This window comes from Pseudomonas sp. GW821-FHT07B01 (genome assembly GCF_059419065.1).
Genome location: NZ_JBWKRA010000009.1, coordinates 78,445 through 105,319 on the forward strand (window position 1 = coordinate 78,445; position 26,875 = coordinate 105,319).

The window sequence follows — 26,875 nt, forward strand, 5'->3', positions numbered from 1 at the left end:
CCTACAACCAAGGATTTCCCGATGAGCATGCTCAAAGACCCGTCTTCGAAATACCGCGCGTTCCCGACCATCGATATCCCGGACCGTACCTGGCCGTCGAAAATCATTACCCAAGCGCCGATCTGGTGCAGCTCCGACCTGCGTGATGGCAACCAGTCGCTGATCGAGCCAATGGACGCGGTGAAAAAGCTGCGCTTCTGGAAGACCCTGGTGGCCGTTGGCGTGAAGGAAATCGAAGCCTCGTTCCCGGCCGCTTCGCAAACCGACTTCGACTTCGTGCGCACCCTGATCGAAGACAACCACATCCCCGAGGACACCACCATCCAGGTGCTGACCCAGGGCCGTGAAGACTTGATCGCACGCACCTTCGAATCCCTGCGCGGCGCGAAGAAAGCCATTGTGCACTTGTACAATGCCACCTCGCCGTCGTTCCGCCGCATCGTGTTCAACCAGGACAAGGACGGCATCAAGGCCATCGCGGTCAACGCCGCCAAGCTGTTCGTCAAATACGCCGCCCAGCAGCCGGAAACCCAGTGGACCTTCGAATATTCCCCAGAGACCTTCAGCGCCACTGAGCTGGAGTTCGCCAAGGAAGTCTGTGACGCAGTGATCGAGGTGTGGAACCCGACGCCTGAGCACAAGATGATCCTCAACCTGCCAGCCACCGTCGAGTGCGCCACGCCGAACATCTATGCCGACCAGATCGAGTGGTTCGGTCGCCATATCAACCGTCGCGACAGCGTGATTATCAGCCTGCACACCCACAACGACCGCGGCACTGGCGTGGCGGCCACCGAGCTGGGCCTGATGGCCGGCGCCGACCGTGTGGAAGGCTGCCTGTTTGGCAACGGCGAGCGCACCGGTAACGTCGATTTGGTCACCGTGGCGCTGAACATGTACACCCAGGGCCTCGACCCGCAGTTGGACTTCTCTGACATTGACGGCGTGCGCAAAGTGGTCGAGGAATGCAACCAGATCCAGGTGCACCCACGTCACCCCTATGTGGGCGACCTGGTACACACCGCGTTCTCCGGCTCCCACCAGGACGCGATCCGCAAAGGCTTCTCCCAGCAGAAAGACGATGCATTGTGGGAAGTGCCGTACTTGCCGATCGACCCGGCCGATATTGGCCGCAGCTACGAGGCGGTGATCCGCGTGAACAGCCAGTCGGGCAAAGGCGGTATCGCCTACCTGCTGGAGCAGGAATACGACATCAGCTTGCCGCGTCGCATGCAGATCGAGTTCAGCCAGGTGGTGCAGGCCGAAACCGACCGCGTGGGCCTAGAGATGACCGCGCCACAGATCTACGCCTTGCTGCAGCGTGAATACCTGCAAGCCAACACGCCGTACGCGTTGGTCAGCCACCGCCTGCAGGAAGAGAATGGCAACAGCTTTGTCGAGGTGGAAGTCTCCGGCAAAGGCCAGGGCGAAACCAACCTGCATTGGAAGGGCAAAGGCAACGGTGCGTTGGAAGCGCTGGTAGCGGGCCTGCCGATTGGCGTGGAGATCATGGACTACAACGAGCACGCGATTGGTGCGGGTACCAATGCCAAGGCGGCGGCCTACATTGAACTGCGGGTGAACGGTGAGCGCCCGGTGCATGGGGTGGGGATCGATGAAAACATTACTACCGCCAGCTTCAAGGCGCTGTTCAGTGCGCTGAACCGCTCGTTGAGCCAGTTGGAAGCCAAAGCGGCGTAAGCATTGCCGTAATGCAAAAGGCCCCTGGGTGAGAATCCAGGGGCCTGATCGTTCCCACGCTCTGCGTGGGAATGCAGCCCTGGACGCTCTGCGTCCGCCCTTAGAAGCGGTACGCAGAGCGTCCCAAGAGGCGTTCCCACGCAGAGCGTGGGAACAATCTAAGAGCCTTAGACTAACTGAAAGCTATCGGCATCCAGATTCGCCGGGAATCGTGTACGGTAAGCCGCCAGCTCCGCCGCATCCAGAATCACCTGGAACACCCCATCCGCCTCCCCTGCACTCAGCAAAGTCTCACCCTGGAAATCCAACACCTGGCTATCGCCGGTGTAGGCAAAACCCTTGCCGTCGGTGCCCACCCGGTTCACCGCCGCCACGTAACACAGGTTCTCAATGGCCCGCGCCGGCAACAGCCGATTCCAATGCTGACGCCGAGCGCCCGGCCAGTTGGCGGTGTACAGCAGCAGGTCCGTATCCTGGGCGTCGCGGCTCCACACCGGGAAGCGCAGGTCATAGCAGATCAGCGGGCGAATGCGCCAACCCTTCAACTCGAACTGCACCTGGCGCTCGCCGGGGGTGTAATGGTCATGTTCACCGGCCATGCGGAACAGGTGGCGCTTGTCGTAATGCAACACCTCACCATCCGGCCGCGCCCACAGCAGACGGTTGCGGTGGCTGCCATCGGCGGCCTGGATGATCACACTGCCGGTAATCACGGCCTGATACTTTGCCGCTTGGGCCTGGAGCCAATGATGGGTGGGGCCGCTTTCCGGCTCGGCGAGGGCTTCTGATTCCATGGAAAAACCGGTGGTGAACATCTCTGGCAGCACAATCAAGTCGGCGCCTTTGGCCTGCTCCAGCAGCAACTCGAAGTGTTCGAAGTTGGCCTGGCGGTCATGCCAGGCCAGGCTCGTCTGCACCAGGGCAATGTTCAGATTGGGCAGTGCACTCAGATCGCGCATAGTTTTTCCGCCGCTTGTCGCAACGTCTCCTCGCGTTTGGCAAAGCACAGGCGCACCAGGCGCTGGCCTTGGGGTGGGTGCTGGTAGAACACCGAAACCGGAATGGACGCCACGCCATGTTCGCGGGTCATCCACAGGGACATGGCGACGTCATCCAGGTCTGGGCGTATCTGCGAGTAATCCACCAGTTGGAAGTAAGTGCCGGTCACCCGGGTAAAGCTCAAGCGCGATGGCGCCAGCAGGTCGCAGAACAGGTCCCGCTTGGCCTGATAGAAGGCCGGCAGTTCTTCGACATGTTCCGGGTGTTCGGCCATGAAGTCCGCCAAAGCGTACTGCAAAGGGGTCACGCCGCAAAAGTTGACATATTGATGCACCTTGCGCAGTTCAGCTGTCAGGGCCGGCGGCGCGACCACGTAACCGGTTTTCCAGCCGGTCACGTGATAGGTCTTGCCGAAGGAGCTGACCACAAAGGCGCGCTGATACAGTTCCTGATGGGCCAATATGCTGACGTGGGGTACACCGTCGAATACCAGGTGTTCGTAGACCTCATCGCTGACCAGATAAATATCACGGTCGCGGATCAGTTCGGCCAACTGGTCCAGCTCGGCGCGGCTGATTAGCGCGCCGGTGGGGTTATGTGGCGAGTTGATGATGATCATGCGCGTGCGCGGTGAGAGCGCGGCCTTGATCTTGTCAAAGTCGAGGGCGAAGCCTTGCAGGCTCAATTGCACATGCACGCAGCGACCACCGGCCAGCTCGACCGAGGGCTCGTAGCTGTCGTAGCTGGGGTCGAACACGATGACTTCATCGCCGTTGCGGATGACCGCCTGGATCGCGCAAAAGATCGCCTCGGTGGCGCCTGGGGTGATGGTCACTTCGCTGTCGACATCCACTATGACGCCATAACTGCGGGCGATCTTGGCCGCCACTTGCTGACGTAACACGGGCAGGCCGGTCATCGGTGCGTATTGGTTATGGCCGAGGGCGATATGCTTGCCCACGGCATCGAGTAAACCTTGCGGGCCATTGAAATCCGGGAAGCCCTGGGACAGGTTGAGCGCGCCGGTTTCAGCGGCGAGTTGCGACATGGTGGTGAAAATGGTCGTGCCGACATTCGGCAGCTTGCTGGTGATCATCGGAAGCCCCTGCAGGTGAGCCCCAAGTTTTAAGCTGCCCACTGCATCGGGTCAAGGCACAAACGGTCGCGCATAAAAAAGGGCTCCAAAGGAGCCCTCTCTTGCAGCGTGTCGCTTACAACGCAAAGCTGCCGTTATTTCTTGTCGCGGCGCTTCTTGTCGGCTTTCTTGTGGTGAGTCATCAAACGACGCTTCTTGTTCACCTGACGGTCAGTCAGTGTGTTCTTGTTGCCTTCGTATGGGTTCTCGCCACCCTTGAACTCGATACGGATCGGTGTACCGACCAGTTTCAAGACACGGCGGTAGGTGTTTTCCAGGTAACGCACGTAGGACTTGGGCACCTTCTCGATCTGGTTACCGTGGATCACGATAATCGGCGGGTTGGCACCACCCAAGTGGGCGTAACGCAGTTTGATCCGGCGGTTGTTGACCATCGGCGGCGCGTGCTCGCCCACCGCGTCTTCCAGGATCTGGGTCAGGCGGTTGGTCGGCCAGCGGGTAACCGCGGACTTGAACGAGTTCTGTACGGACGCGTAGAGGTTGCCCACGCCGGTGCCGTGCAGTGCCGAGATAAAGTGGATATCGGCGAACTCAACGAAGAACAACCGACGCTGCAGCTCGATTTTGACGAAATCGCGCTCGCTCGGCGTCATGCCGTCCCACTTGTTGATCGCGATCACAAGGGCGCGACCGGCTTCCAGGGCAAAGCCCAGCAAGTTGAGGTCGTGGTCCACCACGCCTTCGCGGGCGTCCATCACGAAGATCACCACGTTGGCGTCTTTGATCGCCTGCAGGGTTTTGACCACGGAGAACTTTTCAACTTCTTCGTGGATCTTGCCGCGCTTGCGCACACCGGCGGTGTCAATCAGCGTGTACTTTTCCTCGTTGCGTTCGAACGGGATGTAGATGCTGTCGCGGGTGGTACCGGGTTGGTCGTAGACGATAACGCGGTCTTCACCGAGCATACGGTTGACCAGGGTCGACTTGCCGACGTTCGGGCGGCCGATGATAGCGATCTTGATACCGTCTTTTTCGCTCGGGCCAGGAATGCGCTTGGCTTCCTCACCTTCAGCGACGATCTCTTCCTCGCCCTCTTCTTCCTCGACGTCATCCTTGGGGAAATCGCGCAGGGCGATTTCCAGCATCTGGGTGATGCCGCGACCGTGGGCACCGGCGACCGGGATCGCATCGCCCAGGCCCATCGGGCTGAATTCGGCACGGGCGGCCTCAGGATCGATGTTGTCGATCTTGTTGGCGACCAGATAGGAGCGCTTGTTGCGCTTGCGCAGGTGCTCGCCAATCATCTGGTCGGCAGCGGTATAGCCCGCGCGGGCGTCCACCAGGAACAACACGACATCGGCTTCTTCAATGGCCAGCAGTGACTGCTCGGCCATTTTTTCGTCCATGCCATGCTCGTCACCGGAGATACCACCGGTGTCGACAATAATGTAGGAGCGCCCTTGCCACTTTGCCTCACCGTATTGGCGATCACGGGTCAGACCGGACAAGTCGCCGACAATGGCGTCGCGAGTCCTGGTCAGGCGGTTGAACAGGGTGGACTTGCCGACGTTAGGTCGGCCCACCAGGGCGATTACGGGAACCATGCGGCTCTCCACTTCGTTATTTCAGAAAATACAAAAGCCGCTGCAGGGCAGCGGCTGGTGCTCGGGGCAGCATCGTCAGATGCCGCATGCCCCGCCGAAGCAGGGCCGCCTGGGGGTTACCCCAAGCATAGTCAAACCTTTACTTGATGGTCAGGGCTTCCAGCTTGCCGCCGTTGCCATACACATAAAGCATGTTACCCACCACCAGCGGACGCGCACGCAGGCCGTCGCTGTCGATACGCTGGCGACCGACAAAACGACCATCCACCTGGCTCAGCAGGTGCAGGTAGCCTTCAAAGTCACCGACCGCGACGTAGCTGGAGAAGACTTCCGGTGCCGACAGTTGACGGCGAGCCAGGGAGTCATTGCTCCACAGTGCAGTGGTGGAACGCTCATCCACACTTTCAACGGTGCCGGATGCCAGGCTCACATAGACGCTGCCAAACCCTTGGGCGACACCCGCATAGCTGGAGGCATCACGCTGCCAGTTGATGCGACCGCTTTGCAGGTCCAGCGCGGCAACACGCCCCTGGTAGGTGGCGACGTAGAGGGTTTCACCCGACAGCAGCAAGCCGCCGTCGATGTCGACCACGCGATCCAGTTCGGAACGACCTTGCGGGATGGCCACACGAGTTTCCCAGGCCGGCACGCCGTTCTGGGTATTCAGGGCAACCACTTTACCGGTCGACAGGCCAGCAACGGCCAGGTTGTTGGTCACAATCGGACCACTGGTACCGCGCAGGGTCAACACCGCAGGGGTACTGTCGTACAACCAGCGTTGGTCCCCGGTGGAGGCATCCAGGCCGATCACGCGGTCGTCCTGGGTTTGCACCACGACGATATCGCCGTTGGTCGCCGGCGCCGAGAGCACTTCACTGGTCACGCGAGCGCGCCACTTCTCTTCACCGGTGCTGGAGTCCAGCGCGACCACGTCACCCTTGAGGGTACCGATCAGCACCATGCCGTAGCCGACGCCCACACCGCCGGAAACCGGCAGTTCGAGGTCTTTCTTCCACTTGACGTCGCCGTTCATGCGATCCATGGCAACCACGACACCAGTGGAATCAGTAGCCACGATGTTGTCGCCGTCAATCGCCGGCTGCAACAGGTTGTAGAGGTCGCCCTGCCCATCACCAATGGATTGGCTCCATTGTTTTTGCAGGACCACTTCTTCCTTGAAGCTGGTCAGCTCGGCAGGAGGCAGTTCTTTTTTGCTGTTGCTGCTGCAACCCGCGGCCAAAACGGCCAGAGCCAGCAATGCTGCATGTTTCCAACGGATCACGTCACGCATCCCCTTTGGCCAAGTCGTCGAGCTTGATTTGTAAGCCACCGACCGCCGCTTCATCAGACAGCGCCGCCTTGGCTTTTTGGTACGCAGCATGGGCTTCGTCGGTACGACCCAATTGGACCAACAGGTCGCCCTTGAGCTCTTCGCGAGTGGCCACGAATGCCTTGTCAGCATCGCCGTCGAGCAGTTTGAGTGCTTCGTCAGCCTTGTTCTGTGCCGCCAATACCTGTGCCAGGCGCTGACGTGCGATTTCACCCAGGGTCGGGTTGGTCGGCTTGTCGGCAATGGCCTTCAGCTCGGTGACGGCGTCATCCAGCTTGCCGGTATCGACCGCGACTTTCGCGACGAACAGGCTGCCGTACTGGGCGTAGGTGCTACCGCCGAATTCGTTCTTCAGCTTGCCGGCCAGGTCCGCCACCTGCGCAGGGTCAGGCTTGCCGTCCGGGGTCAGGGTAGTTTCCAGCAGTTGCTGATAAACGATCGAGGCACCTTGGGACTGGTTGGCCTGATACTTGGTCCAGGCTTGCCAGCCGAACACTACCACTAGCGCCAGCAGGCCGCCTGTGACCAGGGGCTTGCCGTTACGCTGCCACCAGTCCTTGAACTCGGCCAGTTGCTCATCATCAGTACTCGACACCCCAATACTCCTTAATCGCTAAATTCGGCTGTTCGACAGCTTCAACCCTGCACGATGCAGGTGGCCAAGTGCGCAGCGAGCGCATCAAAGGCAATGTTCTGTTGTTCACCCTGGCCACGCAGGGGTTTGAAACCTATCACTTGCTGGGCCAGCTCGTCATCGCCGAGGATCAGTGCGTAAAGCGCACCGCTCTTGTCGGCCTTCTTGAACTGGCTCTTGAAGCTACCAGCGCCGGCATTGATCTGCAGGCGCAGGTTGGGCAACTGGTCACGTACTTTTTCGCTCAAGGCCAGGGCCGCCAGTTCGGCAGCCTCGCCGAAAGCGCACAGGTACACGTCCACCTGACGGGAAATCTCTTCCGGAACCTGCTCCAGGGTTTCCAGCAGCAGGATCAGCCGCTCGATGCCCATGGCAAAGCCTACGCCCGGGGTCGGCTTGCCGCCCATTTGCTCGACCAGGCCATCGTAGCGACCACCGGCACACACGGTGCCCTGGGCGCCGAGTTTGTCGGTGACCCACTCGAACACGGTCTTGCTGTAGTAGTCGAGGCCACGCACCAGCTTGGGGTTGATCACGTAGGGAATACCGGCTGCATCCAGACGCGCCTTGAGGCCCTCGAAATGCACGCGGGACTCGTCGTCCAGGTAATCAGCCATTTTCGGCGCATCGACCAGCACGGCCTGGGTGTCGGCGTTCTTGGTATCCAGCACGCGCAACGGGTTGGTCTTCAGACGGCGTTGGCTGTCTTCGTCCAGTTTGTCCAGGTGGGCCGACAGGTACTCGACCAGGGCTTCGCGATAGCGACCCCGGGACTCGCTGGTGCCCAAGCTGTTGAGTTCAAGCTTGACCGCATCGCGGATGCCCAGTTGGCCCCACAGGCGCCAGGTCAGCACGATCAGCTCGGCGTCGATGTCCGGGCCGTCCAGGTTGAAAACTTCGCAACCGATCTGGTGGAACTGGCGGTAACGGCCTTTCTGCGGGCGCTCGTGGCGGAACATCGGGCCGATGTACCAGAGCTTCTGGGTCTGGCCACCACCGGTGATGCCATGTTCCAGTACGGCACGCACGCACGCGGCCGTGCCTTCCGGACGCAGGGTCAGGGAGTCGCCGTTGCGGTCTTCGAAGGTGTACATCTCTTTTTCGACGATGTCGGTCACTTCACCGATGGAGCGTTTGAACAGCTCGGTGAACTCGACGATCGGCATGCGGATCTGCTTGTAACCGTAGTTATCCAGCAGGCGCGCGACAGTGCTTTCGAAGTAGCGCCACAGTGGCGTCTGCTCCGGCAGGATGTCGTTCATGCCACGAATGGCTTGCAGAGACTTGCTCACATCAGATCCTTAAATTCGTTCAATCAGCCGCGAGCGATCAGCGCTGCGTCAGCGGCGACCTTCTCGGCCGCTTTCTCGCGGATCAGCTTTTCCAGCTCATCCACCAGATTGTCATTCGTTAGCTTCTGCGACGGTTTGCCGTCGATGTAAATCAGGTTCGGTGTGCCACCCGTCAGGCCCACGTGGGCCTCTTTGGCCTCACCCGGCCCGTTGACCACACAACCGATCACTGCGACATCCAGCGGCACCAGCAGGTCTTCCAGGCGCAACTCCAGGTCGTTCATGGTTTTCACCACGTCGAAGTTCTGCCGCGAGCAGCTCGGGCAGGCGATGAAGTTGATACCACGGGAACGCAAACGCAGGGACTTGAGAATGTCGTAGCCGACCTTCACTTCCTCTACGGGGTCTGCCGCCAGGGAGACGCGGATAGTATCGCCAATCCCTTCGGCGAGCAGCATACCGAGACCCACCGCAGATTTCACTGTGCCTGAGCGCAAACCGCCCGCTTCAGTGATACCCAGGTGCAGCGGTTGCACGATTTCCTTGGCCAGCAGGCGATAGGCTTCTACGGCCATGAACACGTCCGAGGCCTTTACGCTGACCTTGAAGTCCTGGAAGTTCAGGCGTTCAAGGTGTTCAACGTGGCGCAGCGCCGACTCAACCAGCGCCGCCGGAGTGGGCTCGCCGTATTTCTTTTGCAGGTCTTTTTCCAGGGAGCCGGCGTTGACGCCGATGCGGATCGGAATACCGCGATCACGGGCAGCGTCCACCACGGCACGCACGCGGTCTTCACGCCCGATGTTGCCGGGGTTGATACGCAGGCAGTCCACACCCAGTTCGGCCACGCGCAATGCGATCTTGTAGTCGAAGTGAATGTCGGCAACCAGTGGGACCTTGACCAACTGCTTGATACGACCAAAGGCCTCGGCTGCATCCATGTCTGGTACGGAAACCCGCACGATGTCCACACCGGCCGCTTCCAGACGGTTGATCTGAGCCACGGTGGCCGCCACATCGTTGGTGTCGCTGTTGGTCATGCTCTGCACTGCGATAGGGGCATCGCCACCCACCGGCACCGAGCCGACCCAGATTTTGCGCGATACGCGACGTTTGATTGGAGATTCGCCGTGCATGACTATTGTCCCAACTTGAGGCGAGCGGTCTCGCCACTGGTGAACGGCGCCACGTCTACAGGCTGGCCGTTGTAGGCCACTTGCGCGCCACGGGCGAAGCCCAGACGCAGCGTCAAAGGAGGCTTGCCGCCCTGGTCAAGCGTATCGCCCTTACGCTTCAAACCGCTGAACAGCACTTTGCCGTTGCCATCGGTGACCTGCGTCCAGCAGTCAGCGATGAAGGTAATTTGTACGCGCCCATCACCGGCGATCAATGCCGGGGTGGTGGGAGGCGACATCGCCGGCGCTGCGGGTGCGGCTGGCGCAGGGGTCGCAGGTGCAGGCGTCGGAACCGCCGGAGCCTGGGCCACGGGTGCGGCCGGAGCGGTCGGAACAGCCGGAGCCGGTACCGCAGCAGGGGGCGTGCCGGCGTCTGGCGCGGGTTGTTCGGCAGTGGCCGGCGCTTGCGGCGCAGCTTGCCCCTCTACCACGGCCTGGTCTTCCGGCTCGTCCAGGGGGTGAATCTGGGTGGTGCCGTCGGCGCTTTCGACTTCGACATGTTCCATGGCGTTGCTGGTCAGGTCTTTGTTGCGCTGGGAGGTCTGGTCTTGCCACCAGACAAAACCGCCGCCGACCACGGCAATCAGCAACAACAGGCTGACAATCCGCAAAATGGTATGGGAAACGCGCGTAGGCTCTTCGATGCGCCCCAACCCATGGACATTACTGCCCTGGGCATCGGTGCCGGTGAACTGGTCGAACTCCTGGACCAGCACGGCCTGGTCGATACCCAGCAATTTTGCATAAGCGCGAATATAGCCGCGGGCAAAAGTGTGCCCAGGCAGCTTATCGAACGCGCCGGCTTCCAGGTTGGCCAACGAGGTACTGGTCAAATTGAGCTTGAGGGCCACTTCAGCCAGCGACCAACCATTGCTTTCGCGGGCCTGGCGCAAGGTTTCGCCTGGGTTGACGCGATTAGCTGCTACATCTTCCGGGTGCGCGGCTTTCATCATTGCTCCGACAGGTATTGCTGATATTCCGGCGTACCGGGATAGAGTCGTTCGAGTTGCTGGCCAAAACGTGCGGCCGTGTCGTGTTCTTCATGAACCGTCGCCAGGCGCACACCGAGCAATAGACTACGTGCATTTTGCCCGCTGAGCAGGCTAAAACGCTCGTAATAGTCACGTGCCGGCACATAATGCCTGTCTTCGTAAGACAACTCAGCCATTTCGAGTAATGCCCGTGGCTGGCGACTGTTCAGGTGCAGGGCTTTTTCCAACTGCTGGCGAGCGCTGTCGCGCTGACCGAGGCGCATCGAGGTCACACCAAGGTTCTCGAACACCCGCGAACGCTGTGGGTAGAGAGTATCGGTGGCGGCTTGCTGGAAATAACGTGACGCCAGGTCATACCGTTTCTGCTCGAACAGGAAACTGCCGTAGTTATTCAGCAGCCGCGGATCGGCAGGGCGGGAGGCCAGGGCCTTGTGAAAATAGCGGTCGGCCAGCTCGGGCTCAGCCTGAGCCTGAAACACCAGGGCCAGCGCGGCGTTGGCATCGGCATCATTAGCGTCCAGCTCAAGGGCCTTTTTCAACGGCACCTTGGCCTGCTCGCTCATGCCTTGGCGCAGGTACCCCAAACCCAGTTGCACATAGGCAACCCGCGCCTCATCACGGCCTTTATCAGTGCGCAACGGGCTGTCATGGCCCGATGAAACGCAACCGGCCACGAGGCCGGTAAACAGTAAAAGCAGCGCAAGGCGCAAGGGCATAGAGATCCTCTCAGATTCGATTCACAGCGATTTGCGGCAAATCTTCAGCGGCGTTAAGTTCGCGCACGGCGATATAACGTTCACTGCGGCGGGTGCGGTCCATCACCTGCCCTACCAATTGGCCACAGGCGGCATCGATGTCTTCACCACGAGTGGTTCGCACAGTGACGTTATAGCCGGCCTGGTGCAGTTGATCCTGGAAACGACGGATGGCGTTGTTGCTCGGCCGCTCGTAACCAGAATGAGGAAACGGGTTGAACGGGATCAAGTTGATCTTGCACGGGGTGTCCTTGAGCAATTCGATCATCTCGACCGCGTGCTCCAGCTTGTCGTTGACGTCCTTGAGCATGGTGTACTCAATGGTCAGCACACGCTTCTCACCCAGGGTCGCCATATAACGCTGGCACGATTCAAGCAGCATCTTAAGCGGATACTTCTTGTTGATCGGCACCAATTGGTTACGCAATGCGTCATTAGGTGCGTGCAGCGACAACGCGAGGGAGACGTCGATGTGCTTGGCCAGCTCATCGATCATCGGTACCACGCCGGAGGTCGACAGGGTCACACGGCGCTTGGAGATGCCGTAGCCCAGGTCGTCCATCATCAAATGCATGGCCGCAATCACGTTGTCGAAATTCAGCAGCGGCTCACCCATGCCCATCATCACCACGTTGGTGATGGCACGGTCGACGGTCGCCGGGACGCTGCCAAAGGATTTGTTGGCAATCCACACTTGGCCGATGACTTCGGCGGCGGTGAGGTTGCTATTGAAGCCTTGCTTGCCGGTGGAGCAGAAACTGCAGTCCAGGGCACAGCCTGCCTGGGACGAAACGCACAAAGTGCCACGTTTGCCCTGGGGAATGTACACGGTCTCGACACAGCTGCCGGACGCCACGCGCACTACCCACTTACGGGTACCGTCGCTGGAAATGTCCTCGCTGACCACTTCGGGACCACGCACCTCGGCAATGGCCTTGAGCTTGTCGCGCAGGGCCTTGCTGACGTTCGTCATGGCGTCGAAATCGTCGACGCCAAAGTGGTGAATCCACTTCATTACCTGACCGGCACGGAAACGCTTCTCCCCGATTGAGTCGAAGAATTTCTCCATTTCCGGCTGAGTCAGACCCAGCAGGTTGGTTTTAACAGTCGATGTAGTCATGGATTCACCCTCACTCTTTAAGCCGATGCTTAGCGAGCGGTTACTTCAGTAGCAGCGAAAAAGTACGAGATTTCGCGAGCAGCAGCAGCTTCGGAGTCCGAGCCGTGAACAGCGTTGGCGTCGATGGATTCAGCGAAGTCAGCACGGATGGTGCCAGCAGCAGCTTCTTTAGGGTTGGTAGCGCCCATCAGCTCACGGTTCAGAGCGATAGCGTTTTCGCCTTCCAGAACCTGGACAACAACAGGGCCGGAGATCATGAAGGCAACCAGGTCACCGAAGAAGCCACGAGCGCTGTGCTCAGCGTAGAAGCCTTCAGCTTCAGCCTTGGACAGTTGCTTGAGTTTCGAAGCTACAACCTTCAGGCCGGCTTTTTCGAAACGAGTGGTGATCTCGCCGATGACGTTTTTTGCAACAGCGTCAGGCTTGATGATGGAGAAAGTACGTTGAACAGCCATGGTGTAACTCCAGAAACGGTAATTTACGAAAAATTAAACCCGCGAATTATACGCGGGTTATTGGGTATTGCCTAACTGCGTAAAAAGGCGGCTCAGTCTGCTTCTTCGATCCACAGGCCTTGAATCGCCTCAAGGACCTTTTCGCCACCCCGGTCAGGGATGTCGTCAAAATCCGGCAGTGCCATTACGAGGTCGCGCAGCTTGACGAAGTTCACCGTAAGAGGATTGACCTCAGGATGAGCTTCAGCAAGTTGTATAGCGATTTCTTGTACATCAACCCATTTCAGGCTCATGACATTTCCTTGAATCAATGCGGCGCTTCGGCTGCATGGTTGAGCGAATATTTCGGGATTTCGACGGTGAGGTCTTCAGTCCCCACTTTCGCCTGACAACTCAGGCGCGACGTCGGCTCCAGGCCCCACGCCCGATCAAGATAGTCTTCTTCCAGGTCGTCAGCCTCATTGAGGCTGTCGAAACCTTTACGAATGATGCAGTGACAGGTGGTGCAGGCATTGACGCCGCCACAGGCACTTTCGATCTCGATGTGGTTGTCATGGGCGACGTCGAGCAGGGACTTGCCGGTCTCAGCCTCCACGACCATGCCGTCAGGGCAATGTTCGGCGTGCGGTAGAAAAGTGACCTGCGGCATCAGTTATTCCTCAATTTCATTCAGGTTGCGGCCCGCCAGCGCGGCTTTAACCGTCTGATCCATACGGCGGGCAGCAAAGGCATCAGTGACTTGCGACAGGCGCTTGGTCTGTTGCTCGATGGCGTAACCATCGTTGCCTTTCATCAGTTCGGCCAGTTCCTGCATTTGCAGGTCAATGACCATGCGCTCTTCGGCATCCAGCAAGCGCTCGCCGTCGGCTTCAAGGGCGCCCTGCACCGCTTCGAGCAGGCGCTGGGCATCCACCTGTTGCTCGCGCAATACGCGGGCGACCTTGTCGTCACCGGCATACTGGAATGAATCCTTGAGCATCTTGGCGATTTCGCCATCGGTGAGGCCGTAGGACGGCTTGACCTGGATGCTGGCTTCAACGCCGGACGCCAGTTCGCGCGCAGCGACACTGAGCAGGCCATCGGCATCGACCTGGAAGGTCACGCGAATTTTCGCCGCGCCCGCGACCATCGCCGGAATGCCACGCAATTCAAAGCGCGCCAGGGAACGACAGTCGCTGATCAGCTCGCGCTCACCTTGCAGCACATGAATCATCATGGCTGTCTGACCGTCTTTGTAGGTGGTGAAGTCCTGGGCGCGCGCGACGGGGATGGTGGTGTTACGCGGAATCACCTTCTCCATCAGGCCGCCCATGGTTTCCAGGCCTAGCGACAGCGGAATCACGTCGAGCAACAGCAATTCGCCGCCATCACGCTTGTTACCAGCCAGGGTATCGGCCTGGATGGCAGCGCCGATGGCGACCACTTGATCCGGGTCGATTTCGGTCAGTGGTTGGCGCCCAAAGGCTTCGGCTACCGCTTCACGCACGCGCGGCACGCGGGTGGAACCGCCTACCATGACCACTGCGCCAACGTCCTCCAACTCGATACCGGAATCACGCACAGCACGACGGCAGGCCTTGAGGCTGCGGGCGACCATCGGCTCGATCAGCGCATCAAAGGCTTCGCGAGTCAGTGGGGCCGACCAATTACCGTAGCAAACGTCAACAGAAGCAGCGTCAGTCAGCGCCTCTTTGGCCGCGCAGGCAGTTTGCAGCAGGTTGCGCTGCGCGCCTGGGTCCAGATCAGCCGACAAGCCGGCACTGCTGATGATCCAGCCAGCAATGGCGTGATCAAAATCATCGCCACCCAGGGCGCTGTCGCCGCCGGTCGCGAGCACTTCGAACACACCACCGGTCAGGCGCAGGATCGAAATATCGAAGGTACCGCCGCCCAGGTCATAAATAGCGACCAGGCCTTCAGCGTGCTGATCGAGGCCGTAGGCCACAGCTGCCGCAGTCGGCTCGTTGAGCAAGCGCAGCACGTTCAGGCCGGCAAGTTTCGCCGCGTCCTTGGTGGCTTGACGCTGGGCGTCATCGAAATACGCCGGAACGGTGATAACCGCCCCTACCAGCTCACCACCCAAGGTATTTTCCGCACGCTGGCGCAGCACCTTGAGGATATCGGCCGACACTTCGACCGGGCTCTTGGGCCCCTGGACGGTGTCGATGAACGGCATATGGGACTCGCCGCCGACAAAGCGGTACGGCAGTTGGTCACCCAATTGCTTGACGTCGGACAACCCACGACCCATCAAGCGCTTGACCGACAACACCGTGTTCAAGGGGTCTGCGGACGCGGCGAGCTTGGCCGACTCGCCCACTTCAGTGCGATCTGCGTGATAACGCACAGCGGACGGCAGGATCACCTGCCCATCGGCGTCAGGCAGTGGCTCGGACAGGCCGCTGCGCAAGGCAGCAACCAGGGAATTGGTGGTGCCCAGGTCAATCCCGACCGCCAGGCGACGCTGGTGCGGTTGAGGGCTTTGGCCGGGTTCGGCGATTTGCAGTAGAGCCATGGTAATCAGGTCTTATCTGTCTATCAGGCGTGCATCACGGGCAGCACTGGGTTAATCGTCGAGGCGCTCTTCTAGCTGGCGCACTTCGTAGGTGAGCTTGTCGAGAAACTGCATGCGCCGCATCAGGCGTTCGGCCTGTTCGCGTTGCGCCGCATCATCCCAACAGGCTGCGAAGCTTTCGTTGAGCTCATCCTGGGCGGTTTTCAGACGACGCTTGAAGACCGCGACACCCGCCACATCGGCTTCGTCCTGCAGTTCTTCGAGCTCTTCACGCCATTGCATCTGCTGCATCAGGAAGTCCGGATCATGCACGGTGACTTCCATCGGCAACTCACCGCCCTTCATCGCCAGCAAATAGCGCGCGCGTTTGGGGGGGCTTTTGAGCGTCTGATAGGCTTCGTTGAGGCTGGCCGATTGCTCAAGGGCCAAGCGCTGCTCACGCTCGGAAGCGTCAGCGAAGCGGTCCGGATGCACCCCACGCGCCAATTCACGGTAGCGCGTGGCGAGCTGCTCAAGGTCCAGCCGAAAGCTCGGCTGCAGCTCGAATAAAGCGAAATGACAAGGAGTACCCACGAGTAGCCTCAGATGTTGAAGCTTTCGCCGCAGCCACATTCACCGCGCACGTTAGGGTTGTTGAACTTGAAACCTTCGTTCAACCCTTCCTTGACGAAATCGAGTTCGGTGCCGTCCAGGTAGGTCAGGCTCTTGGGGTCGATGATCACTTTCTCGCCGTGACTTTCGAACACTTGATCCTCTTCAACCACCTCGTCGACAAACTCCAGCACGTAGGCAAGGCCGGAACAGCCCGTGGTGCGTACACCCAGACGAATCCCCTCACCTTTACCGCGCCCATTCAGGGAGCGGCGAATGTGCTGCGCAGCCGCTTCTGTCATGCTGATAGCCATCGTTGACTCCTTACTCGTCGCCAAATGCTTAGATCAAGCCTTTCTTCTGCTTGTAGTCGCGAACAGCTGCCTTGATGGCATCTTCAGCGAGTACGGAGCAGTGGATTTTCACTGGCGGCAACGCCAGTTCTTCGGCCAGCTGGGTGTTGCTGATAGTGACAGCCTCATCCAGGGTCTTGCCTTTCATCCATTCGGTCGCCAGGGAGCTGGAGGCGATGGCCGAACCGCAGCCGTAAGTCTTGAATTTGGCGTCTTCGATAACGCCAGCATCGTTGACCTTGATCTGCAGGCGCATCACATCGCCGCACGCCGGGGCGCCGACCATGCCGGTGCCGACATCAGGATCTTCCGCGTTCATCTTGCCGACGTTGCGCGGGTTTTCGTAGTGGTCGATGACCTTTTCGCTGTAAGCCATGGTACTAAATCCTCACTCATCAGGGCCGCTCTGGAACCCTGTAGAAACGCCTGCGTTTTCCGCCACGTTCCTACAGAGTTTGGGTGGCGGCTTCTATAGTTAGTGTGCCGCCCACTCGATCTTGGAAATATCGACACCGTCTTTGTACATGTCCCACAGTGGCGACAGAACGCGCAGCTTGTTGACGGCTTCGCAGACCTTCTGCGCGGCGTAGTCGACTTGCTCTTCAGTGGTGAAGCGGCCGAACGTAAAGCGGATCGAGCTGTGGGCCAGTTCGTCGTTGCGGCCCAGGGCGCGCAGTACGTACGAAGGCTCAAGGGACGCCGAGGTGCAGGCCGAACCGGACGAGACCGCCAGGTCCTTGAGCGCCATGATCAGCGACTCGCCTTCGACGTAGTTGAAGCTCAAATTCAGGTTGTGCGGTACACGAGCGGTCATGCTGCCGTTGATGTACAGCTCTTCAAGGTTTTCGACCTGCTTGTAGAAGCGATCGCTCAGCGCCTTGATGCGCACGTTTTCGGCAGCCATGTCTTCCTTGGCCACACGGAAAGCTTCGCCCATGCCGACGATCTGGTGGGTCGCCAGGGTGCCCGAACGCATGCCGCGCTCGTGACCGCCGCCATGCATGGTGGCCTCGATACGTACGCGCGGCTTGCGGCTTACGTAGAGAGCACCGATGCCTTTAGGGCCGTAAGTCTTGTGGGCCGAGAACGACATCAGGTCGACTTTCAGCTTGGACAGGTCGATATCGACCTTGCCAGTGGACTGAGCAGCGTCGACGTGGAGCAACACGCCCTTGGAGCGAGTCAGCTCGCCGATGGCGGCGATGTCGTTGATAGTGCCGATTTCGTTGTTCACGTGGATCACCGAAACCAGGATGGTGTCTTCACGCATCGCGGCTTCGATCATGGCCGGGGTGACGATACCGTCGGTGGTTGGCTCAAGGTAGGTGACCTCGAAACCTTCACGCTCCAGTTGGCGCATGGTGTCCAGGACAGCCTTGTGCTCAATCTTGGTGGTGATCAGGTGCTTGCCTTTGGTCGCGTAGAAATGCGCCGCGCCCTTGATAGCCAGGTTGTCGGACTCGGTGGCACCAGAGGTCCAGACGATTTCGCGCGGGTCGGCATTGACCAGGTCAGCGACTTGGCGACGAGCGTTCTCGACCGCTTCCTCGGCTTTCCAGCCGAATACGTGGGAACGGGAGGCCGGGTTGCCGAAGTTTCCGTCGACCAGCAGGCATTCGCTCATCTTTTGCGCGACACGCGGATCAACCGGGGTGGTCGCTGAGTAATCAAGGTAAATCGGCAATTTCATGGACTTTCTCCTAAATCAGGCTGGCTGGCGTGCCGTTAGCTCTTCGGCTGTCACTCGACGGCGGACGCTTCAATCTTGTCCAGACGCGGCGCCTTGGTGTTGCAACGGCGCTGGTCCTGACGCTGGGCTACTTCTTGCACCTCACGGCGAGTCACAAGATCAGCCAAGCTGATACCACTCAAAAACTCATGGATCTGCAGGCTCAAGTCACACCACAAGTGGTGCGTCAGGCAGGTGTCGCCGGCGTGGCAGTCACCCAAACCCTGGCATTTGGTGGCATCGACGGATTCGTTGACCGCGTCGATCACCTGGGCCACCTGAATGCCCTGCATGTCGCGGGACAACTGATAGCCACCACCCGGACCGCGAACGCTGGAAACCAGATTGCTACGGCGCAATTTGGCGAACAACTGCTCGAGATAGGACAGGGAAATGCCTTGGCGCTCGGAGATATCGGCCAGGGACACCGGCCCAGTTTGCGCGTGCAAGGCCAAGTCGAGCATGGCGGTCACCGCGTATCGGCCTTTTGTAGTCAGTCTCATGGACAAGTACCAAGGTGTTTCAGAATGGGAGCAAGTATGCGATTCCCGAGTATTTAAGTCAACTATAAGACCTAGTACTTTAGTCAGGAATACCCGTAAAAAGGGCGCGCGAATCATAGCAGGATGGGGTGGGATCGAACAGCGCAACCAGGCCTGCTGCAAGACCACCGAGCCAATGGAGATCAAATGTGGGAGCTGGCTTGCCTGCGATTGCGGTGGGCCAGCAACCTATAAGCAAGCTGATAGACAGCTATCGCAGGCAAGCCAGCTCCCACAAGAGACCGCATTCAGCCTGCCTTGGTGGTAGCCGCCTCGTCCTTGATCTCAGCAAAGTCCTCTTCGCGCAGTTCAGGCAAGTCTTTGGCACAGTACGGGCTGCCCAACTCCTTCAGCGCCCCGCACATGCCCTCCAGCTTGCCATCCACCGCCTGCAGATGATCAAGCAATTGACCAATAGCACGAGCCACTGGATCGGGCATGTCTTCACTAACGCCATAGGCATCGAAACCGATCTTTTCGGCCATCGCCTTGCGCTTGGCCTCTTGCTCATCACCGACTTGCGGCTTGACGATGATGCGGCCTGGAATGCCCACAACCGTAGCACCCGGCGGCACAGCCTTGGTCACTACCGCGTTGGAGCCAACCTTGGCGCCGGCACCCACGGTAAACGGCCCGAGCACCTTGGCGCCCGCCCCTACTACCACGCCATCGCCCAGCGTTGGGTGGCGCTTACCCTTATTCCAGGTGGTGCCGCCCAGGGTCACGCCTTGATAGAGGGTGACGTCATCGCCGATCTCGGCCGTCTCGCCAATCACGATACCCATGCCGTGGTCGATAAAGAACCGACGACCTACCTTGGCACCCGGATGGATCTCGATACCGGTCAACCAACGTCCAAAGTTCGATACCAGCCGCGCCAGCCACTTCCAGCCCATGCCCCACAGGGCGCCGGACAAGCGGTGGATCCAGATCGCGTGCATGCCCGGGTAGCAGGTCAGCACTTCAAAGGCATTGCGCGCCGCCGGGTCACGGTGGAAAACACTCTGGATATCTTCTCGCAAACGCTCGAACATTTTTAATCCTTCCGCTTAAGAAGCTCACCACGGGCCGCTTTCTGGGTTTCCGTGAGGATGCCACGCAATATGTTCATTTCAGCCCGGCTCACCGAGCTGCGGCCGTACAAACGACGCAGGCGCGCCATCAAGTGCCGTGGCTTTTCAGGGTCGAGGAATTCGATGGCGACCAGGGTTTGCTCCAGGTGCTCATAGAACCGCTCCAGCTCGTCCATGGTCGCCAACTCGCCACTTTTGGTCGATGCAACCTCTTCCTTTTCCATTTTGCTCGGCTGGCCAGCAGCGGCCAGCCAGGCCATGCGCACTTCATAAGTCAGCACCTGCACCGCAGCCCCGAGGTTCAGCGAGCTGAACTCAGGGTCTGAGGGAATATGCACGTGGTAATGACATCGCTGCAGCTCCTCGTTGGTCAGGCCGGAGTCTTCACGGCCGAATACCAAGGCGATTTCAGCACCGCCAGCAGCCTCTTCCACCACTTTGGTGCCGCATTCACGCGGATCCAGCAGCGGCCAAGGGATACGACGATCACGGGCGCTGGTGCCGAGCACCAGATTGCAGCCGACCAGGGCGTCCTCCAAGGTGGCGACCACTTGGGCATTTTCAAGCAAGTCATTGGCGCCGGACGCACGGGCATCCGCCTCGTGGTGCGGGAATACCCGCGGTTCGACCAGCACCAGGCGCGTCAGCCCCATGTTTTTCATGGCTCGCGCCACCCCGCCGATGTTGCCGGGATGACTGGTATTGACCAAGACGACACGAATGTTTTGCAGCAAGGGAGGCGCTCTCGGACACGGGAAAGGGGAGCAAATCTTACAGAACCGCCTAAGGTTATGCCATGAAAGCGAACGTCGTCCTTCACCTGAGGAAAGTTTCTGCTAGAATGCTCGGCTTTCTTTAACAACCTTAGGTGACCTATCCATGCAGCCCATGCTGAATATCGCGCTGCGCGCCGCCCGCAGCGCCAGTGAATTGATCTTCCGCTCCATCGAGCGCCTGGATACCATCAAGGTCGACGAAAAAGACGCCAAGGATTATGTATCCGAGGTGGATCGCGCCGCCGAACAGAAAATCATCGACGCCCTGCGCAAGGCCTACCCTACCCACGGCATCCTCGGTGAAGAAACCGGCCTGCACAAAGGCAGTGGCGAAGGCGAAGACTACCTGTGGATCATCGACCCACTGGATGGCACCACCAACTTCCTGCGCGGCATCCCGCACTTTGCCGTGAGCATCGCCTGCAAATACCGTGGCCGCCTGGAACACGCCGTTGTGCTGGACCCGGTTCGCCAGGAAGAATTCACCGCCAGCCGTGGCCGTGGCGCCCAACTGAACGGCCGCCGCCTGCGTGTCAGCGGCCGCACCAGCCTGGAAGGCGCCCTGCTGGGTACCGGCTTCCCGTTCCGTGACGACCAGATGGACAACCTGGAGAACTACCTGGGCATGTTCCGCGCCCTGGTTGGCCAGACCGCCGGCATCCGCCGTGCCGGTGCAGCCAGCCTGGACCTAGCGTATGTAGCCGCCGGTCGCTTTGATGCGTTCTGGGAGTCGGGCCTGTCCGAGTGGGACATGGCAGCAGGCGCCCTGCTGATTCAGGAAGCAGGCGGCCTGGTGAGCGACTTCACCGGTGGTCATGACTTCCTGGAGAAAGGCCACGTCGTGGCTGGCAACACCAAATGCTTCAAGGCAGTACTGACGGCGATCCAGCCGCACCTGCCGGCTTCGCTGAAGCGCTAAGCGAGCGAGCACAAAAAAGCACCCCGCGGGGTGCTTTTTTTATGCGTGGGATTTAGCAAAAAACCAATTCCAGCTGACTCAATACAATCCAATGTGGGAGCTGGCTTGCCTGCGATAACAGCCTGCCAGCCAACTCACGGGTTACTGACCCACCGCCATCGCAGGCAAGCCAGCTCCCACACTTGAACCTTGCAAGGCTTGGGATTACTGCTGGTTCTGACCGAGGATCAGACGACCTTCCTTATCCACCGGAATCTGGCTGCCAGGGTCGCGCTCCATACGCACGGTACCTTCCTTGCCGTCCAGGTTGTAACGCACGTCATAACCGACCACCTTGTCACTGATGTCGTTAACGGTGTTACAGCGAGTTTGCGTAGTGGTGTAGGTATCGCGGTTCTGCATACCTTCCTGAACCTTGTTACCGGCGTAGCCACCACCGACCGCACCGGCCACGGTGGCCAGCTTCTTACCGTTACCGCCACCAATCTGGTTGCCCAGCAGGCCACCCGCAAGGGCACCCACCACGGTACCGGCGATTTGATGTTGGTCCTGCACCGGACGTTGCCGGGTCACGGTGACGTCCTTGCAGACCTCACGCGGGGTTTTGATCTGGGTTTTAACCGGCTGCACCGCCAGTACTTGCGCATACTCAGGGCCGCTTTTTACCAGGCTGTAGGTGGCAACAGCGCCTCCGGCAGTCACACCGACAGCACCCAATACCGCACCAACCAGCAACGACTTGTTCACATGAACCTCCTGACCATCACAAGCGGACCGAAAGATCCGCGCTATACCCAGCCTTGGAGCAAAAAAAAAGGCGCGAGTTCAATACTCGCGCCTTTCTTGTAACAGCGGATCAACAAACGCCCATCAAGGACGGTCGTCGACCTCCTTGTCGGTAGCGGCAGGAGGGATCAAGTCTTCGCTGTTGAGGTTCAGCCAGATCAGCACCACGTTGGCGATGTAGATCGACGAGTAAGTACCCGCCAGAACGCCGATAAACAGCGCCAGGGAGAAGCCCCACAGGTTGTCGCCACCGAAGATCATCAGCGCAGCAATCGCCAGCAAGGTAGAGATCGACGTCGCCATGGTCCGCAGCAGGGTCTGGGTGGTGGAGATGTTGATGTTCTCGATCAACGTCGCCTTGCGCAGTACGCGGAAGTTCTCACGAACCCGGTCGAAGACCACGATGGTGTCGTTGAGCGAATAACCAATGATCGCCAGCACAGCCGCCAATACGGTCAGATCGAAGGTGATCTGGAAGTAGGCCAGGATACCCACGGTCACGATCACGTCGTGGATCAGCGACACAATGGCGCCAACACCGAACTTCCACTGAAAGCGGAATGCCAGGTAGATCATGATACCGACCAGCGCCATCAGCATGCCGAGGCCGCCCTGGTCGCGCAGCTCTTCACCCACTTGCGGGCCGACGAACTCGACGCGCTTGACCGACGCCGGGTTATCGCCGCCGACCTTCTGCAAGGCCTCGGCTACCTGGTGACCCAGTTGCGGGTCTTCGCCAGGCATGCGCACCAGCAGGTCGGTGGTGGCACCAAAGCTCTGCACCACGGCTTCGTGATAGCCGGCCTTGACCAGCTCGCTGCGCACCAGGGTAACGTCGGCCGGCTTCTCATAGGTCAGCTCGATGAGCGTACCGCCGGTGAAGTCCAGGCCGTAGTTCAGGCCCTTATGGAACCAGCTGAACAACGCCAGAACGGTAAGGAGCACGGTGACGCCGAACGCAATATTGCGAACGCCCATGAAGTTGATTGTACGTAACATGGCAGCCCCTTAAATCCACAACTTCTTGAAGTCACGCCCGCCAAAGATCAGGTTGACCATTGCGCGGGTCACCATGATGGCCGTGAACATCGAGGTAAAGATCCCGAGGGACATGGTCACCGCAAAACCTTTCACCGGGCCTGTGCCCATGGCGAAGAGAATCCCGCCGACCAACAGTGTGGTCAGGTTGGAGTCGAGGATCGCGGTAAATGCCCGGCCGAAGCCTTCGTTGATTGCACGCTGCACGGTCATACCGGCGGCGATCTCTTCACGAATCCGCGAGAAGATCAGCACGTTGGCGTCCACCGCCATACCCATGGTGAGTACGATACCAGCGATACCTGGCAGGGTCAGTGTGGCGCCCAGCAACGACATCAACGCCAGCAGCATCACCATGTTGCCCGCCAGGGCGACAGTGGCGATCACACCAAAGAAGCGGTAGATGGCGATGATGAACAGCGACACGAACAGCATGCCCCACAGCGCGGCATCGACACCCTTGGTGATGTTGTCGGCACCCAGGCTCGGGCCGATGGTACGCTCTTCAGCGAAGTACATCGGTGCAGCCAGGCCACCGGCACGCAGCAGCAACGCCAGCTCGGAAGACTCGCCCTGGCCGTTTAGGCCAGTGATACGGAACTGAGCACCCAGCGGCGACTGGATGGTCGCCAGGCTGATGATCTTCTTCTCTTCCTTGAAGGTCTGCACCGGCACGTCTTTCTCGACACCGTTGACCATCTGCTTGGTGTAGGTGGTCACCGGGCGCTGCTCGATGAAGATCACCGCCATGCTGCGACCGACGTTGCTGCGCGTGGCGCGGCTCATCAATTCGCCACCGTGGCCATCCAGACGGATGTTCACTTCAGGCGTGCCGTGCTCGCCGAAACCAGCCTTGGCGTCGGTCACCTGGTCACCGGTGATGATCAAGCCACGCTCGATCAGCGCTGGAGGACGGTTGCCTTCACGGAATTCGAATTCTTCGGAAGTGGCACGCGTAGCGCCTGGGTCTGCCGCGAGACGGAACTCCAGGTTGGCGGTCTTGCCGAGGATACGCTTGGCTTCAGCGGTGTCCTGTACGCCTGGCAGCTCAACCACGATGCGGTTGGCGCCCTGGCGCTGCACGATCGGCTCTGCCACACCCAGCTCGTTGACGCGGTTACGGACCGTGGTCAGGTTCTGCTTGATGGAGTATTCGCGGATTTCAGCGATCTTGGCCGGGCTCATCGCCAAACGCAGTACCGCTTGGCCGTTCAGGTCGGCAGGCACGATGTCGAAGTCATTGAAGTTCTTGCGGATCAGCGCACGGGCCTGTTCGCGGGAAGCTTCATCAGCAAAACCCAGCTGAATGGCACCGTTGAGCTGCGGCAGGCTGCGATAGCGCAGCTTCTCTTTGCGCAGCAGGCTCTTCACGTCGCCTTCGTAGACCTTCAGACGTGCATCCAGGGCCTTGTCCATGTCGACTTCCAGCAGGAAGTGCACACCGCCGGACAAGTCCAGACCCAGCTTCATCGGGTGCGCGCCAATGCTGCGCAGCCATTGTGGCGTGGTCTGGGCCAGGTTGAGCGCGACAACGTAGTCGTCACCCATGGCCTTGCGTACGACATCCTTGGCCGGCAATTGGTCTTCTTGCTTGGTCAGGCGCAACAAGCCGCCTTTGGAACCAGCCGCCAAGGTTGCCGCTTTAACCTGGATGCCCGCGTCGTTGAGCGCTTTGCTCGCACGGTCCAGATCAGCCTGATTGACCTGCAGCGAAGTGCTGGCGCCAGAGATCTGGATCGCCGGGTCATCAGGATAGAGATTGGGAGCGGAATAAATAAAACCGATCGCCAGCACCGCCAGGATCAGTACGTATTTCCACAGAGGGTATTTGTTCAGCATCACGCCGCCCGCTTATAACGCGGGGCGCCTTGCGCGCCCCGTCGATTGGTAAAGGTTGTTACTCAGATCGCTTTGAGCGTGCCTTTAGGCAGCGTGGCGGCGATGGCGCCCTTCTGGAACTTCATTTCCACGGTGTCGGAGACTTCCAGTACCACGAAAGCATCGGAGACCTTGGTGATCTTGCCGGCGATACCGCCAGTGGTCACGACTTCGTCGCCTTTTTGCAGGCTGCCCAGCAGGTTTTTCTGCTCTTTGGCGCGCTTGGCCTGTGGACGCCAGATCATCAGGTAGAAGATGACCAGGAAGCCGACCAGGAAAATCCACTCGAAACCACCGCCCATAGGGCCGGCAGCAGCAGGCGCAGCGGCGTCAGCCATGGCGTTAGAGATAAAAAAGCTCATTTAGCACTCCAGTTGCAAATAGTGAATCTTAGGGTCGGAAAACTCAGTCCAAGGGCGGCACAGGGAGGCCACGCTTGGCATAGAAGGCATCGACGAAGGCGGCCAATGTACCCTGTTGAATAGCCTCGCGCAAACCAGCCATCAGGACTTGGTAGTGACGCAAATTGTGGATGGTATTCAACATGCTACCCAGCATTTCCCCGCACTTGTCCAGATGGTGCAGATAAGCACGGGAGAAGTTCTGGCAGGTGTAGCAGTCACAGGTAGGATCCAGCGGCGAATCATCATGGCGATGGAACGCGTTACGGATCTTCAGCACGCCTGTATCGATGAACAGATGCCCATTGCGGGCATTACGGGTTGGCATCACGCAATCGAACATGTCCACACCGCGGCGCACACCCTCTACGAGATCTTCCGGTTTGCCAACGCCCATAAGGTAACGAGGTTTGTCTGCGGGCATCAGGCCTGGCAGGTAATCGAGCACCTTGATCATTTCGTGCTTGGGCTCGCCCACCGACAAACCGCCGATGGCCAGGCCGTCGAAGCCGATCTTGTCGAGGCCTTCCAGCGAGCGTTTGCGCAGGCTTTCATGCATGCCGCCCTGGACAATACCGAACAGCGCCGCCGTGTTATCGCCATGGGCGTTCTTCGAACGCTGGGCCCAACGCAGCGACAGCTCCATGGAGATACGCGCCACGTCTTCATCGGCCGGGTACGGCGTGCACTCGTCGAAAATCATCACGATGTCCGAGCCCAGGTCGCGCTGTACCTGCATCGACTCTTCCGGGCCCATGAACACCTTGGCGCCGTCGACCGGCGAGGCGAAGGTCACGCCCTCTTCCTTGATCTTGCGCATGGCGCCCAAGCTGAACACCTGGAAACCACCGGAGTCGGTGAGGATCGGGCCTTGCCACTTCATGAAGTCATGCAGGTCGCCATGCTTCTTGATCACTTCCGTGCCCGGGCGCAGCCACAGGTGGAAGGTATTGCCGAGGATAATCTCGGCACCGGTGGCGACGATGTCGCGGGGCAACATGCCTTTGACGGTGCCGTACGTGCCGACCGGCATGAAGGCCGGGGTCTCCACAGTGCCGCGTGGGAAGGTCAGGCGGCCGCGACGGGCTTTGCCGTCCGTAGCGAGCAATTCAAACGACATACGA

At 59.6% G+C, this 26,875-nt stretch carries 28 protein-coding genes; 2 read left to right on the forward strand and 26 right to left on the reverse strand.

Going from position 1 to position 26,875, the window contains the following annotated elements:
• Nucleotides 1-21 precede the first annotated feature (21 nt).
• Nucleotides 22-1,701, forward strand: coding sequence for a 2-isopropylmalate synthase (gene leuA, locus AC07S6_RS12265; RefSeq protein ID WP_495112392.1), 1,680 nt, complete (start codon nt 22-24; stop codon nt 1,699-1,701).
• Nucleotides 1,702-1,868: 167 nt separating this feature from the next.
• On the opposite strand, the gene AC07S6_RS12270 is transcribed toward leuA, so the two are convergent.
• From AC07S6_RS12270 to trmJ, 21 genes are all read right to left on the reverse strand, one after another.
• Complete coding sequence (locus tag AC07S6_RS12270; protein WP_102665953.1) at nt 1,869-2,660, reverse strand: amidohydrolase; 792 nt, start codon at nt 2,658-2,660, stop codon at nt 1,869-1,871.
• Nucleotides 2,648-3,796, reverse strand: a complete 1,149-nt coding sequence (locus AC07S6_RS12275) for a pyridoxal phosphate-dependent aminotransferase (protein WP_495112393.1) — start codon at nt 3,794-3,796, stop codon at nt 2,648-2,650. Before AC07S6_RS12275 ends, AC07S6_RS12270 begins: the two co-directional genes overlap by 13 nt.
• 134 nt (nt 3,797-3,930) lie before the next feature.
• A complete protein-coding gene (gene der / locus AC07S6_RS12280; protein WP_016977675.1) occupies nt 3,931-5,400 on the reverse strand; it encodes a ribosome biogenesis GTPase Der in 1,470 nt (489 codons plus the stop codon).
• A gap of 139 nt (nt 5,401-5,539) precedes the next feature.
• The gene (gene bamB, locus AC07S6_RS12285) at nt 5,540-6,691 is read right to left on the reverse strand and encodes an outer membrane protein assembly factor BamB (protein ID WP_032903676.1); all 1,152 of its coding nucleotides are present in this window, start codon (nt 6,689-6,691) and stop codon (nt 5,540-5,542) included.
• Nucleotides 6,684-7,325 (reverse strand): YfgM family protein, encoded by a 642-nt coding sequence (locus tag AC07S6_RS12290; RefSeq protein ID WP_014719816.1) that lies wholly within the window; start codon nt 7,323-7,325, stop codon nt 6,684-6,686. The genes bamB and AC07S6_RS12290 overlap by 8 nt, the downstream gene beginning before the upstream one ends.
• A 41-nt stretch (nt 7,326-7,366) precedes the next feature.
• Nucleotides 7,367-8,656, reverse strand: a complete 1,290-nt coding sequence (gene hisS / locus AC07S6_RS12295) for a histidine--tRNA ligase (RefSeq protein ID WP_019817223.1) — start codon at nt 8,654-8,656, stop codon at nt 7,367-7,369.
• 23 nt (nt 8,657-8,679) lie between these two features.
• Nucleotides 8,680-9,789, reverse strand: coding sequence for a flavodoxin-dependent (E)-4-hydroxy-3-methylbut-2-enyl-diphosphate synthase (ispG, locus tag AC07S6_RS12300; protein ID WP_495112394.1), 1,110 nt, complete (start codon nt 9,787-9,789; stop codon nt 8,680-8,682).
• Nucleotides 9,790-9,791: 2 nt separating this feature from the next.
• Nucleotides 9,792-10,778, reverse strand: coding sequence for a RodZ domain-containing protein (locus tag AC07S6_RS12305; protein WP_495112395.1), 987 nt, complete (start codon nt 10,776-10,778; stop codon nt 9,792-9,794).
• Nucleotides 10,778-11,536: a type IV pilus biogenesis/stability protein PilW gene (gene pilW, locus AC07S6_RS12310; RefSeq protein ID WP_197882153.1), complete on the reverse strand. Its 759-nt coding sequence runs from the start codon at nt 11,534-11,536 to the stop codon at nt 10,778-10,780. The genes AC07S6_RS12305 and pilW overlap by 1 nt, the downstream gene beginning before the upstream one ends.
• Before the next feature lie 10 nt (nt 11,537-11,546).
• Complete coding sequence (gene rlmN, locus AC07S6_RS12315; protein ID WP_003194014.1) at nt 11,547-12,695, reverse strand: dual-specificity RNA methyltransferase RlmN; 1,149 nt, start codon at nt 12,693-12,695, stop codon at nt 11,547-11,549.
• A gap of 29 nt (nt 12,696-12,724) precedes the next feature.
• Nucleotides 12,725-13,150, reverse strand: a complete 426-nt coding sequence (ndk, locus tag AC07S6_RS12320; RefSeq protein ID WP_003175956.1) for a nucleoside-diphosphate kinase — start codon at nt 13,148-13,150, stop codon at nt 12,725-12,727.
• Between the two features lie 92 nt (nt 13,151-13,242).
• Complete coding sequence (iscX, locus tag AC07S6_RS12325; RefSeq protein ID WP_034128025.1) at nt 13,243-13,443, reverse strand: Fe-S cluster assembly protein IscX; 201 nt, start codon at nt 13,441-13,443, stop codon at nt 13,243-13,245.
• Nucleotides 13,444-13,457: 14 nt separating this feature from the next.
• Complete coding sequence (gene fdx, locus AC07S6_RS12330; protein WP_005791182.1) at nt 13,458-13,799, reverse strand: ISC system 2Fe-2S type ferredoxin; 342 nt, start codon at nt 13,797-13,799, stop codon at nt 13,458-13,460.
• 3 nt (nt 13,800-13,802) lie between these two features.
• Nucleotides 13,803-15,665: a Fe-S protein assembly chaperone HscA gene (hscA, locus tag AC07S6_RS12335; protein ID WP_014719821.1), complete on the reverse strand. Its 1,863-nt coding sequence runs from the start codon at nt 15,663-15,665 to the stop codon at nt 13,803-13,805.
• Nucleotides 15,666-15,716: 51 nt separating this feature from the next.
• The gene (gene hscB / locus AC07S6_RS12340; RefSeq protein ID WP_014719822.1) at nt 15,717-16,238 is read right to left on the reverse strand and encodes a co-chaperone HscB; all 522 of its coding nucleotides are present in this window, start codon (nt 16,236-16,238) and stop codon (nt 15,717-15,719) included.
• Between the two features lie 8 nt (nt 16,239-16,246).
• Entirely contained in the window at nt 16,247-16,570 is a 324-nt protein-coding gene (iscA, locus tag AC07S6_RS12345) for an iron-sulfur cluster assembly protein IscA (protein WP_003209680.1), read from the reverse strand.
• Between the two features lie 28 nt (nt 16,571-16,598).
• The gene (iscU, locus tag AC07S6_RS12350; protein ID WP_003175965.1) at nt 16,599-16,985 is read right to left on the reverse strand and encodes a Fe-S cluster assembly scaffold IscU; all 387 of its coding nucleotides are present in this window, start codon (nt 16,983-16,985) and stop codon (nt 16,599-16,601) included.
• 99 nt (nt 16,986-17,084) lie between these two features.
• The gene (locus tag AC07S6_RS12355; protein WP_003194019.1) at nt 17,085-18,299 is read right to left on the reverse strand and encodes an IscS subfamily cysteine desulfurase; all 1,215 of its coding nucleotides are present in this window, start codon (nt 18,297-18,299) and stop codon (nt 17,085-17,087) included.
• A 50-nt stretch (nt 18,300-18,349) separates the two neighbouring features.
• A complete protein-coding gene (gene iscR, locus AC07S6_RS12360; protein ID WP_003194020.1) occupies nt 18,350-18,841 on the reverse strand; it encodes a Fe-S cluster assembly transcriptional regulator IscR in 492 nt (163 codons plus the stop codon).
• A gap of 287 nt (nt 18,842-19,128) precedes the next feature.
• Entirely contained in the window at nt 19,129-19,914 is a 786-nt protein-coding gene (cysE, locus tag AC07S6_RS12365; RefSeq protein ID WP_034128028.1) for a serine O-acetyltransferase, read from the reverse strand.
• Nucleotides 19,915-19,916: 2 nt separating this feature from the next.
• Entirely contained in the window at nt 19,917-20,687 is a 771-nt protein-coding gene (trmJ, locus tag AC07S6_RS12370; protein WP_495112396.1) for a tRNA (cytosine(32)/uridine(32)-2'-O)-methyltransferase TrmJ, read from the reverse strand.
• A gap of 145 nt (nt 20,688-20,832) precedes the next feature.
• Between trmJ and suhB the strand changes: the two genes are divergently transcribed.
• A complete protein-coding gene (gene suhB, locus AC07S6_RS12375; RefSeq protein WP_005791195.1) occupies nt 20,833-21,648 on the forward strand; it encodes a type III secretion system regulator SuhB in 816 nt (271 codons plus the stop codon).
• A gap of 204 nt (nt 21,649-21,852) precedes the next feature.
• On the opposite strand, the gene AC07S6_RS12380 is transcribed toward suhB, so the two are convergent.
• The 5 genes from AC07S6_RS12380 to tgt form a co-directional block, all read right to left on the reverse strand.
• Nucleotides 21,853-22,395 carry a glycine zipper 2TM domain-containing protein gene (locus tag AC07S6_RS12380; protein ID WP_003194023.1) on the reverse strand — a complete coding sequence of 181 codons (543 nt, stop codon included), beginning with the start codon at nt 22,393-22,395 and terminating at the stop codon, nt 21,853-21,855.
• A gap of 123 nt (nt 22,396-22,518) precedes the next feature.
• Entirely contained in the window at nt 22,519-23,433 is a 915-nt protein-coding gene (gene secF, locus AC07S6_RS12385) for a protein translocase subunit SecF (protein WP_014719825.1), read from the reverse strand.
• 9 nt (nt 23,434-23,442) lie between these two features.
• On the reverse strand, nt 23,443-25,311 hold the full coding sequence (secD, locus tag AC07S6_RS12390; RefSeq protein ID WP_003194025.1) for a protein translocase subunit SecD: 1,869 nt from the start codon (nt 25,309-25,311) through the stop codon (nt 23,443-23,445).
• Between the two features lie 62 nt (nt 25,312-25,373).
• Nucleotides 25,374-25,712, reverse strand: coding sequence for a preprotein translocase subunit YajC (gene yajC / locus AC07S6_RS12395; RefSeq protein ID WP_003175975.1), 339 nt, complete (start codon nt 25,710-25,712; stop codon nt 25,374-25,376).
• A gap of 43 nt (nt 25,713-25,755) precedes the next feature.
• Nucleotides 25,756-26,871 carry a tRNA guanosine(34) transglycosylase Tgt gene (gene tgt, locus AC07S6_RS12400; RefSeq protein WP_032803964.1) on the reverse strand — a complete coding sequence of 372 codons (1,116 nt, stop codon included), beginning with the start codon at nt 26,869-26,871 and terminating at the stop codon, nt 25,756-25,758.
• Nucleotides 26,872-26,875: the final 4 nt, after the last annotated feature.

Bases quoted from the DNA above. Each gene is read 5' to 3' on its own strand.
- leuA (WP_495112392.1), top strand. From the start codon at position 22: ATGAGCATGCTCAAAGACCCGTCTTCGAAATACCGCGCGTTCCCGACC.
- AC07S6_RS12270 (WP_102665953.1), bottom strand. From the start codon at position 2,660: ATGCGCGATCTGAGTGCACTGCCCAATCTGAACATTGCCCTGGTGCAG.
- AC07S6_RS12275 (WP_495112393.1), bottom strand. From the start codon at position 3,796: ATGATCACCAGCAAGCTGCCGAATGTCGGCACGACCATTTTCACCACC.
- der (WP_016977675.1), bottom strand. From the start codon at position 5,400: ATGGTTCCCGTAATCGCCCTGGTGGGCCGACCTAACGTCGGCAAGTCC.
- bamB (WP_032903676.1), bottom strand. From the start codon at position 6,691: ATGCGTGACGTGATCCGTTGGAAACATGCAGCATTGCTGGCTCTGGCC.
- ispG (WP_495112394.1), bottom strand. From the start codon at position 9,789: ATGCACGGCGAATCTCCAATCAAACGTCGCGTATCGCGCAAAATCTGG.
- AC07S6_RS12305 (WP_495112395.1), bottom strand. From the start codon at position 10,778: ATGAAAGCCGCGCACCCGGAAGATGTAGCAGCTAATCGCGTCAACCCA.
- pilW (WP_197882153.1), bottom strand. From the start codon at position 11,536: ATGCCCTTGCGCCTTGCGCTGCTTTTACTGTTTACCGGCCTCGTGGCC.
- rlmN (WP_003194014.1), bottom strand. From the start codon at position 12,695: ATGACTACATCGACTGTTAAAACCAACCTGCTGGGTCTGACTCAGCCG.
- ndk (WP_003175956.1), bottom strand. From the start codon at position 13,150: ATGGCTGTTCAACGTACTTTCTCCATCATCAAGCCTGACGCTGTTGCA.
- iscX (WP_034128025.1), bottom strand. From the start codon at position 13,443: ATGAGCCTGAAATGGGTTGATGTACAAGAAATCGCTATACAACTTGCT.
- fdx (WP_005791182.1), bottom strand. From the start codon at position 13,799: ATGCCGCAGGTCACTTTTCTACCGCACGCCGAACATTGCCCTGACGGC.
- hscA (WP_014719821.1), bottom strand. From the start codon at position 15,665: ATGGCTCTACTGCAAATCGCCGAACCCGGCCAAAGCCCTCAACCGCAC.
- iscA (WP_003209680.1), bottom strand. From the start codon at position 16,570: ATGGCTATCAGCATGACAGAAGCGGCTGCGCAGCACATTCGCCGCTCC.
- iscU (WP_003175965.1), bottom strand. From the start codon at position 16,985: ATGGCTTACAGCGAAAAGGTCATCGACCACTACGAAAACCCGCGCAAC.
- AC07S6_RS12355 (WP_003194019.1), bottom strand. From the start codon at position 18,299: ATGAAATTGCCGATTTACCTTGATTACTCAGCGACCACCCCGGTTGAT.
- iscR (WP_003194020.1), bottom strand. From the start codon at position 18,841: ATGAGACTGACTACAAAAGGCCGATACGCGGTGACCGCCATGCTCGAC.
- cysE (WP_034128028.1), bottom strand. From the start codon at position 19,914: ATGTTCGAGCGTTTGCGAGAAGATATCCAGAGTGTTTTCCACCGTGAC.
- suhB (WP_005791195.1), top strand. From the start codon at position 20,833: ATGCAGCCCATGCTGAATATCGCGCTGCGCGCCGCCCGCAGCGCCAGT.
- secF (WP_014719825.1), bottom strand. From the start codon at position 23,433: ATGTTACGTACAATCAACTTCATGGGCGTTCGCAATATTGCGTTCGGC.
- secD (WP_003194025.1), bottom strand. From the start codon at position 25,311: ATGCTGAACAAATACCCTCTGTGGAAATACGTACTGATCCTGGCGGTG.
- yajC (WP_003175975.1), bottom strand. From the start codon at position 25,712: ATGAGCTTTTTTATCTCTAACGCCATGGCTGACGCCGCTGCGCCTGCT.
- tgt (WP_032803964.1), bottom strand. From the start codon at position 26,871: ATGTCGTTTGAATTGCTCGCTACGGACGGCAAAGCCCGTCGCGGCCGC.